Annotated in this window: 14 protein-coding genes; 11 read left to right on the top strand and 3 right to left on the bottom strand. The window is 71.9% G+C overall.

The window, feature by feature from the left end; genetic code table 11:
• Positions 1-8 precede the first annotated feature (8 nt).
• From ID810_RS04020 to ID810_RS04055, 8 genes are all read left to right on the top strand, one after another.
• A complete protein-coding gene (locus ID810_RS04020) occupies positions 9-545 on the top strand; it encodes a cytidine deaminase (protein ID WP_166855761.1) in 537 nt (178 codons plus the stop codon).
• 91 nt (positions 546-636) lie between these two features.
• The gene (locus tag ID810_RS04025) at positions 637-1,977 is read left to right on the top strand and encodes a thymidine phosphorylase (RefSeq protein ID WP_166855615.1); all 1,341 of its coding nucleotides are present in this window, start codon (positions 637-639) and stop codon (positions 1,975-1,977) included.
• Between the two features lie 31 nt (positions 1,978-2,008).
• Positions 2,009-2,974 carry a hypothetical protein gene (locus ID810_RS04030; protein WP_166855613.1) on the top strand — a complete coding sequence of 322 codons (966 nt, stop codon included), beginning with the start codon at positions 2,009-2,011 and terminating at the stop codon, positions 2,972-2,974.
• An 815-nt stretch (positions 2,975-3,789) separates the two neighbouring features.
• Positions 3,790-4,443 (top strand): deoxyribose-phosphate aldolase, encoded by a 654-nt coding sequence (gene deoC / locus ID810_RS04035; RefSeq protein ID WP_166855611.1) that lies wholly within the window; start codon positions 3,790-3,792, stop codon positions 4,441-4,443.
• Between the two features lie 364 nt (positions 4,444-4,807).
• Positions 4,808-6,010: a metal ABC transporter substrate-binding protein gene (locus ID810_RS04040; RefSeq protein ID WP_166855609.1), complete on the top strand. Its 1,203-nt coding sequence runs from the start codon at positions 4,808-4,810 to the stop codon at positions 6,008-6,010.
• 17 nt (positions 6,011-6,027) lie between these two features.
• Complete coding sequence (locus ID810_RS04045) at positions 6,028-6,930, top strand: metal ABC transporter ATP-binding protein (RefSeq protein ID WP_166855607.1); 903 nt, start codon at positions 6,028-6,030, stop codon at positions 6,928-6,930.
• Positions 6,927-7,892, top strand: coding sequence for a metal ABC transporter permease (locus tag ID810_RS04050; RefSeq protein WP_166855605.1), 966 nt, complete (start codon positions 6,927-6,929; stop codon positions 7,890-7,892). The genes ID810_RS04045 and ID810_RS04050 overlap by 4 nt, the downstream gene beginning before the upstream one ends.
• On the top strand, positions 7,889-8,749 hold the full coding sequence (locus tag ID810_RS04055) for a metal ABC transporter permease (protein ID WP_243856540.1): 861 nt from the start codon (positions 7,889-7,891) through the stop codon (positions 8,747-8,749). Before ID810_RS04050 ends, ID810_RS04055 begins: the two co-directional genes overlap by 4 nt.
• 5 nt (positions 8,750-8,754) lie before the next feature.
• Here the strand turns inward: ID810_RS04055 and ID810_RS04060 are convergent, their stop codons facing one another.
• Positions 8,755-10,470: a phospho-sugar mutase gene (locus ID810_RS04060; protein WP_166855603.1), complete on the bottom strand. Its 1,716-nt coding sequence runs from the start codon at positions 10,468-10,470 to the stop codon at positions 8,755-8,757.
• 161 nt (positions 10,471-10,631) lie between these two features.
• Between ID810_RS04060 and ID810_RS04065 the strand changes: the two genes are divergently transcribed.
• The gene (locus ID810_RS04065) at positions 10,632-11,408 is read left to right on the top strand and encodes an LOG family protein (RefSeq protein ID WP_166855601.1); all 777 of its coding nucleotides are present in this window, start codon (positions 10,632-10,634) and stop codon (positions 11,406-11,408) included.
• A gap of 277 nt (positions 11,409-11,685) precedes the next feature.
• Positions 11,686-11,853, top strand: coding sequence for a DUF3117 domain-containing protein (locus ID810_RS04070; protein ID WP_166855599.1), 168 nt, complete (start codon positions 11,686-11,688; stop codon positions 11,851-11,853).
• Between the two features lie 170 nt (positions 11,854-12,023).
• Here ID810_RS04070 and ID810_RS04075 read toward each other — a convergent pair whose 3' ends face one another.
• Complete coding sequence (locus tag ID810_RS04075) at positions 12,024-12,659, bottom strand: O-methyltransferase (RefSeq protein WP_166855596.1); 636 nt, start codon at positions 12,657-12,659, stop codon at positions 12,024-12,026.
• A 187-nt stretch (positions 12,660-12,846) separates the two neighbouring features.
• On the opposite strand from ID810_RS04075, the gene ID810_RS04080 reads away from it, so the two are divergent.
• Positions 12,847-13,881, top strand: a complete 1,035-nt coding sequence (locus ID810_RS04080; RefSeq protein WP_166855594.1) for a twin-arginine translocase TatA/TatE family subunit — start codon at positions 12,847-12,849, stop codon at positions 13,879-13,881.
• 692 nt (positions 13,882-14,573) lie between these two features.
• Here ID810_RS04080 and ID810_RS04085 read toward each other — a convergent pair.
• A complete protein-coding gene (locus ID810_RS04085; protein WP_166855592.1) occupies positions 14,574-15,734 on the bottom strand; it encodes an Mrp/NBP35 family ATP-binding protein in 1,161 nt (386 codons plus the stop codon).
• Between the last annotated feature and the right edge of the window lie 61 nt (positions 15,735-15,795).

The raw sequence follows: 15,795 nt of genomic DNA on the forward strand, positions 1-15,795 counted from the left end.
ACACCCGCATGAGCGCCGATGCCGCAGCCACGCCCGCCCCCAGCGGCGGCAGCCTGGGACACGACGTCGGCCCCCAGGACGTGGACGACGCCCTCTGGCAGCGGCTGACCGACCTGGCCCGCGAGGCCATGACTCACGCCTACGCCCCCTACTCGCGTTTCAAGGTCGGGGCGGCCGCCGTCGCCGACGACGGTCGGCTCGTCTCGGGCTGCAACGTCGAGAACTCCGGTTACGGCCAGACCCTGTGCGCCGAGTGCGGCCTGGTCTCCGAGCTCGTGCGCACCGGCGGCGGGCGGCTCGTCGCCTTCGCCTGCGTTGATGCGCGCGGCGAGCGCTGCGCCCCCTGCGGGCGGTGCCGCCAGACCCTGTCCGAGCACGCCCACCCGCGGATGCAGCTGCTCATGCCCGCCGGGATCATGACCATTGACGAGGTCCTGCCCGGGCGCTTCAGCGTCGAGAACCTGGCACTGGTCGACGGCGCCGTCGCCCCCGCCGATGCCACGGGCGTCCCCGAGCCCAACGCCACCGGCGTCGTCGGGTCCTGAGCCGGGCACCGACCCGCGAGGGGCACCGCATGACCACCACCACCGCCGTCGGCGAGCACTGAGCCGGGCCACGACTCACGAGGAGAACCGCATGACTACCGCCACCGCCGCCGTCGAGCCCTTCGACGCCGTTGACGTCATTGCCGCCAAGCGCGACCGCCAGCGCCTGACCGACGCCCAGATCGACTGGGTTGTCGACGCCTACACCCGCGGCATCGTCGCCGAGGAGCAGATGAGCGCGCTGGCGATGGCGATCTACCTCAACGGCATGCAGCCGCAGGAGATCGCCCGCTGGACCGACGCGATGATCCGCACCGGCGAGCGCATGGACTTCTCCGGCATCGGCCGCCCCACCGCGGACAAGCACTCCACGGGCGGCGTGGGCGACAAGATCACCCTGCCGCTGGCCCCGCTCGTCGCCGTCTTCGGCGTGAGCGTGCCCCAGCTCTCCGGCCGCGGCCTCGGGCACACCGGCGGCACCCTCGACAAGCTCGAGTCCATCCCCGGCTGGCGCGCCCGCCTGAGCAACGACGAGATCCTCGACATGCTCCGCGAGGGCGGCCCCGGAGCCGTCATCTGCGCCGCCGGTAGCGGGCTCGCCCCGGCCGACAAGAAGCTCTACGCCCTGCGCGACATCACCGGCACCGTCTCCTGCGTGCCGCTCATCGCCTCCTCAATCATGAGCAAAAAGATCGCGGAGGGCACAGGCGCCCTCGTCCTGGACGTCAAGGTGGGCTCGGGCGCCTTCATGCGCGAGATGTCGATGGCCCGCGAGCTCGCCGAGACGATGGTCACCCTGGGTAAGGAGGCCGGGGTCGCCACCCGCGCGCTGCTGACCGACATGTCCACTCCGCTGGGGCTTACGGCCGGCAACGCCCTCGAGGTGCGCGAGTCCCTGGAGGTCCTCGCCGGTGGGGGTCCCGACGACGTCGTCGCACTCACGCTGGCGCTGGCCGTCGAGATGCTGGACGCGGCTGGACGTCCCACGAGCGAGGACGAGCTGCGTGCCGCCCTTGCGGACGGGCGCGCCATGGACGTGTGGCGCGAGATGATCCGCCGCCAGGACGGCGACCCCGACGCACCGCTGCCCGTCGCCCCCGAGACTGAGGTCATCACGGCCACCGAGGACGGCGTGCTCACTGAGCTCGACGCCCTCAAGGTCGGGGTTGCCGCCTGGCGCCTGGGCGCGGGGCGTGCCCGCAAGGAGGACCCGGTTCAGGCGGTGGCCGGGGTTGAGATGCACGCCAAGCCGGGCGAGGCCGTCGTCACGGGTCAGCCGCTGCTCACCTTGCACACCGCGACGCCCGAGCGCTTCGCGCGCGCCGTCGAGGCCCTTGAGGGCGCGGTGGCCGTGAGCCCGGCCGGCTCGCCCGAAGCGGCTGCGGCGGTGGCCCGCCGCGAGGCCGGTGTCGTGCTCGACCGGATCGTTTGAGCCCTGAGGCGGGGCTCGGCAGGAGCGGGGAATGGACGTGCGGGCGCGAGGAATGGACGTGCGGGCGCGGGTGAGCGCGGGCAGGATCATGCTCAGCCCGGAGGCCGGTCAGGCGATGGGCGCCGGGGGAGACCTGAAGGCCGGCCCGGGGGTCGGCCCGAGGATCGGCGCCGGGGCCGGCCCGGAGAATCGAGCCGTCGCCCTGGTCCAGGAGGATGGCACGACCTGCGGGGCCACGTGCGTGCTGGCCGCACGCCTCCTGTATGAGCGCGAGGGTGCCGCTGCGGCGCGCCTGGGGGCGCTCACGGGATCCGTAGGCGGGTTGCAGGCGGCCCTGCGCGTCGAGCAGCTGCGCCTGCAGGCACTCATGAACCGCAACGCCGGCGGCCCGCTGGGCCCGCTGGCCTGGCCGCGGCACCTGGGATCGACCCCGTGGGCCGTGGCCGGACTCATGACCTGCGCCGTGCCCCGGGAGGCTCGTGCCTCGGCGGTCTACACCGTCACCTGGGTGAGGGATGGAGGCCCGAACTGGGCCACCGTGGTCGAGCGCCTGCGCGCTCACCTGGCCGACGACGCCCCCGTGCTTCTCGTCGTCGGCGGTCCGCTGGTGGGCGGCGGTGAGGACGGCGCACGTGTGGTGGGCGGAGGCGCGGTTGGCGCACGTGTGGTGGGCGGAGGCGCGGTTGGCGCACGTGTGGTGGGCGGAGGCGCGGTTGGCGCACGTGTGGTTGGCGGAGGCGCGGTTGGCGCACGTGTGGTTGGCACGCTCAGGCGGGCGGCCCGTCTGCTGCCCTCGTTGCCTCGCCACTACGTTCTGGCCCTGCCGTGGACGCTGCTGGGACGGGCGGACCCGGGCCTGGGGCGCGTCCACGTCTACGACCCGGCCTCGGGAGCGGTGGGGGTGGTCGACCTCCTCGCGGCGCGCGACCCGCAGCGCCTCGGCCCCCGCGAGTTCGGCAACTGGCCCCAGGTGCTGGCCATTATCGAGCCGTCCTGACGGACACCCCCGCCCCCGCCCTCGCCGAACTCCTGTCGGATATGTCGTGGGCACCGGCGTCGCGTAGCCCCCACCCCCGCCTCCGCCGAACTCCTCGGTTCGCTCTCGAACGTACGGTGTTGTGCCGTACGTTCGAGAGTAGAGCGAGTGCTTGGGGGGCCAAGCAGGCCGTTGTGCGCCCGCCGATGGACGACCTGCGCGCACCAGGACGGGTGCGTCCTGTCGCGGCGCCCAGAGGACTCGACGACTGGCGTTGATCTCGTTGCCCAGGAGTTGATCTCGTTCCTCCAACGAACGAGGTGGAGTGCTGGGGAACGAGATGGATGGGCGAGGAACGAGGTGGAGCGCTGGGGAACGAGATGGATGGGCTTTCTCGTCCTCCAAGTCGCCCAGGCCCCGGGCCTGGTCACGCTCACGTCCGGCGATCACCGTCGTACGCGACACCCCACCCGCCTAGCGATCTTCTGGGTTGCTCAGAAGTCGATCTCGTTGCGCAGGAGTTGATCTCGTTGCTCAGAAGTTGATCTCGTTCCTCCAGCGAACGAGGTGGAGTGCTGGGGAACGAGATGGATGGGCGAGGAACGAGGTGGAGTGCTGGGGAACGAGATGGATGGGCGAGGAACGAGGTGGAGCGCTGGGGGACGAGGTGGATGGGCTCTCTCGTCCTCCAAGCCGTCCAGGCCCCGGGCCTGATCACGATCACGCCAGGCAATGACCCGGCGGCGTCGCCGTCGGAAACCACCTCCCATATCCGCGGTGTGGTCTCGGGCGCCGTAGGCTCAGCCAGAGCCCACCACCGACGAAAGGACGCCCCGATGACGACTCGCCGTGAGATCGCCGCCATGATCGACCACACCCTCCTCAAGCCCGAGGCCACGGGCGAGCAGGTGGCCGCCCTCATCGCCCAGGGCGTCGAGCTCGGCACCTTCTCGGTGTGCGTGAGCCCGAACCAGCTGCCCGTCGAGGTGCCCGAGGGCCTGCGTGTGGCCACGGTCTGCGGCTTCCCCTCGGGCGCCCACGCGACCGCGGTCAAAGCGGCCGAGGCGGCCGACTCGGTGGCCAAGGGCGCCGACGAGGTGGACATGGTCGTCAACCTCCGCCAGGTCAAGGAGCACGACTGGGACGCCGTCGAGGCGGACGTGCGGGCCGTCAAGGAGGCCGTGGGCGCCGCCCTGCTCAAGGTCATCATCGAGTCCGCGGCCCTGACCGATGAGGAGATCGTCGCCGTCTGCCAGGCCAGCGAGCGCGCCTGCGCGGACTACGTCAAGACCTCCACCGGCTTCCACCCCGCGGGCGGCGCCAGCGTTCACGCGGTGCGTCTCATGCGCGAGACGGTGGGCGAGCGCCTGGGCGTCAAGGCCTCGGGCGGCATCCGCACGGCGCAGGACGCGCTGGCCATGGTGGAGGCCGGGGCCTCGCGCCTGGGCGTGTCCGCGAGCGTCGCGATCCTCGACGGCCTCGAGGACTGAGGCCCCAGACCCACCCCACGACGCTGTCCCGACGACGCCCAGCGCGCGCTCATCACGGGACTGCTACGGCACCGGCGCCTCCTGCTCACGGGAGGCACCGGCGCCGTCGTCGTGCACTGATCCCGTCCCCGCGGCCGTGGTCCGCACGGGACCGGCGGGGACGGTGATCAGCCGGGTCCTCGCCGTCGACCGGCTGAGGGGTCCGCACGGGACCGGCGGGGGCGGTGATCAGCCGGGTCCTCGCCGTCGACCGGCTGAGGGGCCCGCACGGGACCGGCGGGGGCGGTGAGAGACCGCGCACAATCGGGACCAGAAGCCGGACTCTCGTTTGAATGTTTCGGGTAACCGAAATAATCTGGGCCGCATGAGAACAGTTATCAGGTCGTCCAGGCGCACCGCCCTGGCGCTCGCCGCCCTCGCCCTCGCCACCCCGGCCCTCGTCGCCTGCGGCTCCTCCCAGTCCGCCGTCGACGTCAACGCCGAGGCCACGACGATCCACGCCGTCGCATCAACCACCCAGATCTGCGACTACGTCACCCAGCTCGCCTCCGGCGGCGACGACCTCTCCTTCTCGCGCACCGGTGCCGACGGCACCACCGCCGAGCTCGGCGCCGACCCCGCCACCGCCCCCGTGCGCCTGACCCTCACCTGCCTCCTGGCCCCCAACGCCTCCGCCCACGAGCACGAGATGACCGCCTCCCAGTCCGCGGCCCTCGCCGAGGCCGACCTCTTCCTCGTCAACGGCGTCGACCTCGAGCACTTCCTCGACGACGCGATCGACTCCACCGGCTTCAAAGGCACCATGGTCGTCACCTCCGGGGTCCTGACCGCCGACGACGTCGACACCCCCGGCGCGAACAAGGACGCCGAGACCGCCCTGCCCTACACCATCGACCGCGGCACCCAGGCCGTCGAGGTCGCCCCCTGGCCCTTCGCCCCCGAGCCGGGCGAGGAGGCCGAGTTCCGCTACGACCCCCACGTGTGGACCAACCCCCGCAACGCCGCCATCCAGGTCGCCAACATCGGCGCCGCCCTGACCTCCGTCGCCCCCGAGGCCGCCGACACGATCAACAGCCACGTCAGCGCCTACGCCGAGCTCCTGAGCGCCCTCGACACCTGGGCCGAGCAGAGCCTGTCCACCGTGCCCGCCGAGCACCGCGTCCTGTTCACCAGCCACGACGCCTTCGGCTACCTCTCCAACGCCTACGGCATCCGCTTCGAGGGCGCCGCCATGAGCGACTTCAACGCCCAGCAGGACGCCACCGCCCAGAAGATCCAGCAGACCGCCGACGCCATCACCGCCTCCGGCGCCGTCGCGATCTTCGCCGAGAACTCCAACAACCCCGAGTCCGTCGAGAAGGTCGCCGCCCTGGCCGGCGTGCGCGCCGTCATCGGCGACGAGGCCCTGTACGGCGACTCCCTGGGCGAGCCCGGCTCCGACGGCGAGACCTACATCGGCTCCATCCTGCACAACGTCTTTAACCTCACCACCGCGTGGGGAGGTACGGTCTCTGAGGTGCCCGCCGAGCTGTCCGAGTGGGCGCCCACCAACGTCGTCGAGTCCTGACCTTCGGAAGAGAGCACATGACTATTGCCGAGCAGCCGCACGTGGCAGCCGGGACGACCCCGACCGCCGGCCGCACCGCCGAGTATGACGGCACCACCGCCGTCGTGCTGGAGGACCTCGCCCTGGCCTACGGGCGAACCCCCGTCCTCACGGGTGTCACCGGCACCCTGAGGGCTGGCCAGGCGCTGGCGCTCGTCGGCCCCAACGGCTCGGGCAAGACCACGCTGCTGCGTGCGCTGCTCGGCATGGTCCGCATTGTCAACGGAACCGCCCGCGTCAACGGCCAGGCGCCGGGCCGCGCACCGGCCGGGAGCATCGGCTACGTCCCGCAGGTCGCCGACCTCGACCCGACCTTCCCCGTCACGGCCCTCGACGTCGTCGTCATGGGCACCGTCTCCGCCCTGGGGCCGCTGCGGCGCCCGGGACGGCGCGAGCGCGAGCGCTCACGCGATGCCCTGGGGACCGTCGGGCTGTCCCACGTCGCCACCCGCCGCTTCGGCGAGCTCTCCGGCGGACAGCAGCAGCGCGTCCTGCTCGCCCGCTGCCTGGCCTCGCGCCCCCGCCTCGTCCTGCTCGACGAGCCCTTCAACGGCCTGGATCAGCCCAACCGCGACGCCCTGCTGCGCATCCTGTCCGGGCTGAAGTCCGACGGCGTCGCCGTCGTCGTCTCGACACACGACCTGATCCTCGCCCAGGAGGTCTGTGAGCAGGTGGCCCTGCTGGCCGGCCATCAGGTGGGTTTCGGGCCCCGCGAGGAGGTCCTCGTGCCCGCGCTCGTCGAGCAGGCCTACGGCGCCGGCCCCGAGCACGCCGCCCGGCTCCTGGGCCTGCCCGTCGCGCCGCACCTTCCGACGGCGAGTCCGGTCCTCTCCTCCGATGAGGCCGTCGGCGCCGACCCGCTGCCTGTGGGCACCGCATGAGCGACACCCTCACCCGCCTCGTGGCCGCCGCGGTCGAGGCCCTGCGCGAGGCTGTGTCCGGTATCCCCGGCATCGCCCCCCTGGCGACCGCACCCTTCCTGTTCCGGCCCTTCGTGCTGCTCATCGTCCTGGGCTTCGTGTGCGCCCTGGTGGGCACGCTCGTCAACCTGCGCCGCGCCGAGTTCCACGCCGAGGCGCTGGTGCACGCCGTCTTCCCCGGGATCGTCGTCGGCGCCGTGACCGCCGGGACGGGCATGATCGTGCCTGCCGGAGCCGTCGCCGGGGCGCTGGCCGCCGCCGCCCTGACCTGGGTGGACCACCACTCGCGGCGCGACGCCTCAGAGGCCGGCACCGCCGTCGTCCTCACCGGATTCTTCTCCGTCGGGATGGTCGTCCTACTGGCCAATGGGGATATGTCCGGCCAGCTCGAGGCCCTCATGTTCGGCAGGCTGCTTGAGGTCACCGACCTGCGCCTGGCCCAGGCCCTCGTCGTCAGCGTGCTGGCCCTGCTCCTGGTGCTGCTGACCTGGAAGGAGCAGGTCGCCATCGCCTTCGACCCCGTCGGTGCCCGAGCCTCCGGGCTGCGGGTCCTGGCCCTCGACCTCGTGCTCAACGCCGCGGTGGCGGCCGTCGTCGTCGCCGCCGCGACCGCCGTGGGCACCCTCCTCGTCATCGGCCTGCTCACCCTGCCCGGCACCACCGGCCGCGTGCTGGCCCGCTCGGTGCCCGGCATGGTGGTGACCGCCCTGGTCGTCGGGGTCGCGGGAGGCTGGCTGGGGCTGCTCCTGGCCGTCTCACCCTCGCCGCGTCCGGTCTCGCCCCAGGCGGCCGTCATCATGGTCATGGCCTTGGCCCTCGTGGTGGCGGTCGGCGGGGCGCGCGTGACCGGGGCTCTGCGTTCACGGCAGTCGACGGGGCTCACGCGCGGTGCCGTCGCAGGCGGCGCCCGGGAGGTCGAGTGATCATCCCCGTCTCCTGGCAGTTGCTCGCGCTCCCGATGACCGTTGCCGTCCTCGTGGGGCTGCTCGCGGGTGCCGTCGGCGCCATCGCCCTCATCGAGCGCCGGATCTTTCTGGCCGAGTCCCTCACCCACTCGACCTTCCCCGGGGCGGTGGCCGGCGTTGTCGTCGCCGCCTGGGCCGTCCCGGCGATCTGGGGCGGGCGGGCGGGCTACGCCGTCCTGTCAGTGGCGATCCTCGTGGGCGCGGCCCTCATGTGCCTGCCCATGCTCGCCCTGGCCCGCTGGCTCCAGGGCGTGCCCGGTGTGTCTGCACAGGCGGCTGCCGGGGCGGTGCTGTCCACAGGCTTCGCCCTGGGTTACCTGCTGAGCACCTGGTTCGCCCCGCTGCCGCTCAAGGTGGACGGCTTCCTCGCCGGCTCCCTGCTCAACGTCAAGACGACTGATGCCTGGACGGCCGGCGTGTGCCTGGCCCTGACAGCGCTGCTCCTGGTGACCGCGGGCCCGCGCCTGGCCTTCCACGCCTTCGACCCGGTGGGGCACCGTGCCTCGGGAATGAGTGCCCGCGCCGCCGACGCCGCCGTCATGGGCATGGTCTGCGTCGCCATCGTCGTGCTCGTGCCCTCACTGGGCACGATCCTGCCCATCGCGCTCATCGCCGCTCCCGCGGCGGCGGTGGTGCCCTGGGTGCGCAGCGTGCACGCCCTCGTCATCGGCTCAGCGCTCGTGGGCGCCGGCTGCGCGCTGGCGGGACTCGCCGTCGCCGTGCTGGGTGAGCTGAGCGCCGGAGGCTGCATCGGGGCCCTGTGCGCCCTCGTCTGGGCGGGCTCCGTCGGCACCCGCCGGGCCCTGTCAGCCTGAGCGCCTCAGATGCCGAGCACGGCCTTCAGGTCGGTCTTGATGCGCTCCAGGCGGTCGGCGGCCGTGCGGCGGGCCACCTCGACGGGCTCGTCGACGGCGACCGGCACCACCACCTCGCAGTAGCACTTGAGCTTCGGCTCCGTGCCCGAGGGGCGGATGACCACGCGGTCGTCCGCCGCCGTCTTGAAGATGAGGCCGTCCGTCGGGGGCAGCTGGCCGCCGTTGCCGTCACTGGCGCCGTCGAGCAGGTCGAAGACGTCCACGACCGGCGAGCCCGCCAGGTGCGCCGGGCCACCGCCCGCCCGCAGACGCTCCATCGCCTCAGTGATGAAGGACAGGTCCTCCACGCGCATGCTCAGCGGGCTCGTGGCGTACAGGCCGTGCTCGCGGGCCAGGCGGTCGAGCAGGTCGAGCAGGCTGCGCCCCTGCTGCTTGAGCACCGAGGCCAGCAGCGCCAGGCGCACCGAGGCGGAGATGCCGTCCTTGTCCCGCACCTTCTTGGGATCCACGCAGTAGCCCAGGGCCTCCTCGTAGCCGAAGACGAGGCCAGGCACCCGGCTGATCCACTTAAAGCCCGTGAGCGTGATGCGGTGCCCCAGGCCGTGCGCCTGGGCGATCCTGCGCAGCAGGCGCGAGGAGACGATCGAGTTGGCGAGCACACCGGTGCCGGCGAAGGCCGCGAGCTCGGCGGCCTGCTCACCCAGCAGTGAGCCCACCTCGTCGCCCGTGAGCTGACGCCACCCGCCGGGCGTGTGCGGGTCCGGCACGGCCGCCGAGCAGCGGTCCGCGTCGGGGTCGTTGGCGATCACCAGGTCCGCGCCGACCTCGCGCGCCAGCGCGAGGGACAGGTCGAGGGCGCCGGGCTCCTCCGGGTTGGGGAAGGAGACGGTCGGGAAGTCGGGGTCCGGCTCGAACTGCTCGGGCACGACGACGACGTCGTCGAAGCCCACACGCCTGAGGGCGTCCCGGCAGATCTGCCCGCCCACGCCGTGCATGGCGGTGAGCACGATCTTCAGGTCCGCGGCCGCGGGCACACGCGAGACACAGGCGGCGGCCGTGTACTCCTCGACGATCTCCTCGCCGATCGTCTCCCAGCCGGACTCGGGTCTGGCCACGCTGCTGAGGGGGCCGACGGCGGCGATCGCGGCGGCGATGTCGGCGTCGTAGGGCGGCACGATCTGGGCGCCGCGGCCGGAGTCGGTGACGGCGCGCCCGCCCAGGTAGACCTTGTAGCCGTTGTCCTGGGGCGGGTTGTGCGAGGCGGTGACCATGACGCCGGCGTCGGCCTTCAGATGCCGCAGCGCGAAGGCGAGGACGGGGGTGGGGCAGTGGCGGTCGAAGAGTATCGCCCGCCCGCCGGCGCCGGTGACGACGGCGGCGGTGTCACGGGCGAAGACGGCGGAGCCGTGGCGGGCGTCGTAGCCGATGACAACGCTGAAGCCCTCGCCGAGGCGGTCCTTGAGGTAGGCGGCCAGGCCCGCCGCGGCACGGATGACGACGACCCGGTTCATGCGGTGGGGACCGCCGCCCAGGCGCCCGCGCAGCCCGGCGGTGCCGAACTGGAGGCTGCCCGAGAAGGCGTCGGTCAGCTCGGCGGTCGCCGAGGCGTCACCGGCCGTGTGGGCTGCCAGGAGGGAGGATAGTGCTGCGCGGGTGACGGCGTCCGGGTCCTCGTTGATCCAGGCACCGACCTCGTCGATGAGGGAGGGGGTCTCAGTCATGCTGAGAACGTACCGGTCCGGACCCGCAGTACGTGGTGATCGTGACCGCCCTCATGGGTAATCCGGGCCACAAGGACCGTGTGCCCGGGCGCGGCGGTGGGAGACGACGGCGACGCCGCGCCCGAGCGACAACACCCGCCCTCATGCGCGAGGATCGCCCCATGACATCACGAGAGCACACAGAACTCCGACAGTCCTACCGCAAGGGACCCGTGCTGCTGCGCGGCTCCCTGATCCCCGCCGAGACCACCGACGCGCGCCTGCTCACCAGCGGCGAGGGCACCGACTGGCTCCACTCGGACCCGTGGCGGGTGCTGCGCATCCAGTCCGAATTCGTCGAGGGATTCGGCGCGCTCGCGGAGCTGGGGCCCGCCATCAGCGTCTTCGGCTCGGCGCGCACGACGCCGCAGGAGCCCACCTACGCCCTGGCCGAAGAGGTCGGCGCAGGGCTGGCCCGCCACGGTTATGCCGTCATCACCGGCGGCGGCCCCGGCACCATGGAGGCGGCGAACAAGGGAGCCCACGAGGCCGGGGGAGTGAGCGTCGGCCTCGGGATCGAGCTGCCCCTCGAGCAGGGCATGAACGAGTACGTCGATCTGGGGATCAACTTCCGCTACTTCTTCGCCCGCAAGACGATGTTCGTCAAGTACTCCGACGGCTTCGTGGTCATGCCCGGCGGCTTCGGCACGATGGACGAGCTCTTTGAGGCGCTCACGCTCGTCCAGACCCAGAAGGTTGACGGCTTCCCGGTGGTGCTCGTGGACTCCTCCTTCTGGGGCGGTCTCATGGACTGGCTGCGAGGCACCCTTGTGAGCGCCGGGGTCATCTCCGCTGGGGACGTCGACCTCGTGCGCGTCGTCGACACGGCCGAGGAGGCCGTGGACGACGTCGTCGGGTCCGCGCGCCGTCTGCGGGCCGACCGGGCCGCCCGAGGCTGACGGGGCCGGGGCGGTCTGCTGGACGACCAGGCCGGGTGGCGCTGACGGGGCCGGGGCGGTCTGCTGGACGACCAGGCCGGGTGGCGCTGACGGGGCCGGGGCTGCCCGCGAGCTGACCGGAGCCGGGGCGGCCTGGAACTGGAGGCACGGGCCGTGGCGCTGGCGCCGTCGTCGGCACCGAGTGGACTTCGCCACGAAGCACGCACTGAGGCCGCCAGGTGGCCTAAGATGCAAGGAACCGTGCGATTCAGTGCGCTCTTCACCGAAAGGGGATCACATGGCTGCCATGAAGCCCAGGACGGGTGACGGCCCGCTCGAGGTCGTCAAGGAGGGTCGCTCCATCATCATGCGGGTCCCGCTCGAGGGAGGCGGCCGTCTCGTCGTCGAGATCAGCCCCGACGAGATCAAGCAGCTCCAGGAGGCCCTGGGCTCTGTCAAGATCTGACGTACGTGCAAGATCTGACGTACGTGACGATCTGATCGTGTACCACCGGGCGGCTCGCACAGGGGCAAGGAGCCCGCAGGCTGAGCCTCCTGCACATCGAGACGGGGCCGGGTCCTGAAGAACCCGGCCCCGTCTCGACGTCTGTGCGCACTGCCCGCATGGGGCGGGGCTTAGGCGCGGCGCACGACCGCCAGCAGCCCGTCACCCACCGGCAGCAGGGAGACTACGAGGTCCTCGCGCTCGCGCAGCGCCTTGCCCAGCTCTCGCGCCGCCACCGTCGTCTGGTCACGACGGGCCGGGTCCGCCACGTGGTCGTTCCACAGCGCCCTCGTCACCGCCAGCACCCCACCGACGCGCAGCATCCGCAGCGCCTGCTCGGCCAGCGCGGCCGCCTCCAGCGGGTCGACGTCGAGCACCACCATGTCGTAGGAGCGCGCCGCCATACGCGGCATGACGTCCGAGGCGCGTCCCTGGATGACACGCGTGCGCGAGCCCGGGTACCCGGCGGCGTCGAAGGCGCGGCGGGCCTCCCGCTGGACCTCGGCCTCGACGTCGATCGTCGTGAGCACGCCGTCGGGACCCATCCCCTGAAGTAGCCACAGGCCCGAAACTCCCGTACCGGTGCCGATCTCGGCGACCGAGCGGGCGCCGACGCCGGCCGCCAGCGTGCTGAGCAGCGCGCCGGTGGCAGGCGAGACCGGGCCGACCCCCAGCTCAATGCCGCGCCGCCTGGCCTGCGCCTGGGCCTCGGGCTCAAGGGGGAACTCCTCCGTGTAGGACCAGCTCAGCGTCTTGTCTGCGCTCATGGCGCTGCCTCTCTCCTCGCAGACACGTGCGGGCCGCGCGTGCCGGGGCCATTGTCCCAGGTCCGGTGCCCTCAGGCGCAGTGCGTGGACGGCGCGGGCCCTTAAGCGGGTATCGCCCTGGGCGGATAGGGCGGAAGCGGGATGGGTGACGGTCGGGAGAAACCCGCCGTATCCCTATACTGGCGTGGTGTTCGGCATTAACGGGAATGAATTCATCGTCCTCCTGCTGGTGCTGGTGGTCATCATCGGTCCCCAGCGCCTGCCGGAGTACACCCGAAAGTTGACTCAGTGGGTGCGCCAGCTGCGGCTCTTCCTCGACAACGCCAAGGCTCAGATCGCCGAGGAGGTTGGCCCCGAGCTCGCCGACCTCAACCTCCAGGACCTCGACCCCCGCAACTACGACCCGCGCAAGATCGTGCGCGATGCCCTGGGTGAGGATCTCGACGCGATTCGCAAGGACCTGTCCCAGCCCTTCGAGTCCTTCAGCGCCGCCGCTAAAGAGTCCAGCGACGCCGCCGCCAAGGCCGTCACGGAGGACGCCCGTTCACGCCACGGCAAGAAGTCCCTGTCCTCGATGATCGATGAGAAGGCCGAGGAGACCCGCAAGGCGGCGAATGCCACGGCGGCTGATGCCGTCGCCGAGACCGAGGCCGGCACGGTGCCGGCCCAGGTCTCGGCCGCACACGCAGAAAGCACCGGGGATACCCCGGCTGCCGAGGCGTCCGTTGACGTCGACGCGCTTACGGATGAGCAGGTCGAGGCCGCCATCGGTGCGGCCCGTGGTGCCGCGGTCCTGCCTGGGCTGGCCGAGGAGAGCACCGCTATGCACCGCGCCGCCCGCGAACTGACCGACGATGCCGCCTTCGCCGTCGTTCCCGACGACGAGCCGCAGGCCACCGAGCTGGCCGAGGAGGACTCCTCGCAGTCCCAGGAGGCCGCAGCCGCCGAACAGGTCGAGACCGCGGGCCAGGGTGAAGTCACCGAGCAGGTTGACGACACCGGGCGCCGTGAGTTCTTCTCCGGTGCGGCCGACGCCATTGTCGGCGCCGCCCAGGCTGCTGAGGAGGCCGTGGACCTCGTGCCGGATGAGATCCCTTCCACCCTCGTCGCCGATGCCCCGCGGGCCGAGCGCGTGCGACCGCTGTCCCCGCGCGACGTCGTGCGCGCCTCCGCTGCCGCCGCCCGTACCTCGCGCGAGGCCCTGGTCGCTGCCGTCGACTGACCACCCCCGCCGGAACGGTCCCTGTCCGGCCTGAGCCCCGTCTGGCCTCGAGCTCCTCGTTTTGGTCTTGAACGTACGGTGTTGTGCCGTACGTTCGAGAGCACACCGAGGAGTTCGGCGGGTGCGCTCGACCGGTGACGCACGGGGCCTGCCCCGGGCTCCGCGCGCCGGGTGGGCTTGCACGCTCATGTGACTGGTGTGATTTGGACGATTCGGACTTTTCGCTGGTATCTCGCCGTTTGTGCCCTGAGGTCGAAAACTGTTGTTGAGGCTCCCATGTGCGTGGGGGTTGCTCACGCACATGGGAGCCGAATGACTCGAGAACACCGATCTAGAAAACCGCAGGATTCCGCGGATTCTGACAGACGTCGACAAGCGTGAGCGTGCAACCCGGACACCACACGTCACCGAAGGGCCGAGTCCCGGGACCCGAGGCCGTCGTCCCTGTGGTCGCCCCAGGTCCGTGGTCGCCGCCTGTCCCGCCGCCACGTACCGCTTCCCACGCAACCCTCGAACTCGCACGCCCGGGCGCCCTCGACTGACAGCCCGAGGCACAGGCGGATCCGTTGGACCGGCATGCGGGCACCGTCGGACACGCAGATGGGCCAACAGCCTCACCCAGGCGGGACGCACCGGGGCAGCGGCAGCAGTGACAGTGGGCCCGGCCGGGACGGGCTAGCCCGGGAGGACGGTCAGCTGGTCACCGGGCTGATGCCGAGACGCATCCCTGCCAGGCCGCGCTGGGTGTGGCCCAGGCGCTGCGCCACCTCACTCAGGGCGAGGGCCGCCGGGGAGTCCGCCGGAGGACGGCCCGAGTTGGCCACCGTCACCGGCACGCCGGCGTCGGAGCCCTCGCGCAGCTGGATGTCGAGCGGCAGCTGGGCGAGCAGCTCCACCTCGTAGCCGAGCGTCTGGGTCAGCGAGGCCGAGACCGCCTGGCCGCCGCCCGCGCCGAAGATCTCCAGGCGCGAGCCATCCGCCTGAGGCAGGTAGGACATGTTCTCGATGACCCCGGCAACCTTCTGCTTGGTCTGTGTCGCGATGAGGCCCGTGCGCTCGGCAACCTCGGCCGCCGCCGTCTGCGGGGTCGTCACCACGAGAATCTGCGCGTTGGGCAGCAGCTGCGCCACGGAGATCGTCACGTCACCCGTGCCGGGCGGCAGGTCGAGCAGCAGGACGTCGAGGTCGCCCCAGAACACGTCCGTGAGGAACTGCTGGACGGCGCGGTGCAGCATGGGGCCGCGCCAGACGACGGGCTGCTTGTCCTCCACGAACATGCCGATGGAGATGACCTTCACCCCGTGAGCCACCGGCGGCACGATCATGCCGTCGAGCTGTGTGGGCACGTGGTCCACGCCGAGCATGCGGGGGATGGAGAAGCCGTAGATGTCCGCGTCGACGACGCCGACGCTCAGGCCCTGGGACGCCAGGGCCGCCGCGAGGTTCGCCGTGACAGAGGACTTGCCGACCCCGCCCTTGCCCGAGGTGACGGCATAGATGCGGGTGAGGCTGCCGGGCTTGGTGAAGGGAACCTCCGGCTCCGCCTGGCCGCCGCGCAGGCGCACACGCAGCTCGGCGCGCTGCTCGTCGGTCATGACGCCCATCTGCACTCGCACGCCGGTGACACCCGGCACGGCGCCGACCTCCCGCTCGGTGTCGGCGGTGATCGTGTCGCGCAGGGGGCAGCCGGCCACGGTCAGCAGGACGCCGACGGTGACGACGCCGTCGGTACCGATCTCGACGGACTCGACCATGCCGAGCTCGGTGATGGGCCTGCGGATCTCCGGGTCGTTGACTCGGCTCAGGGCCTCGAGGACCTGCTCTTGAGTGGGCATCGTGGGCGTCGTGGGCATGGTGCCATCGTAGGGGAGACGGACGGGCCCGCCACGGGCCCGGGCCCCGATGGGACGAGGC

Origin of the sequence: Actinomyces respiraculi (assembly GCF_014595995.2) — a bacterium.
GTDB lineage: Bacteria > Actinomycetota > Actinomycetes > Actinomycetales > Actinomycetaceae > Actinomyces > Actinomyces respiraculi.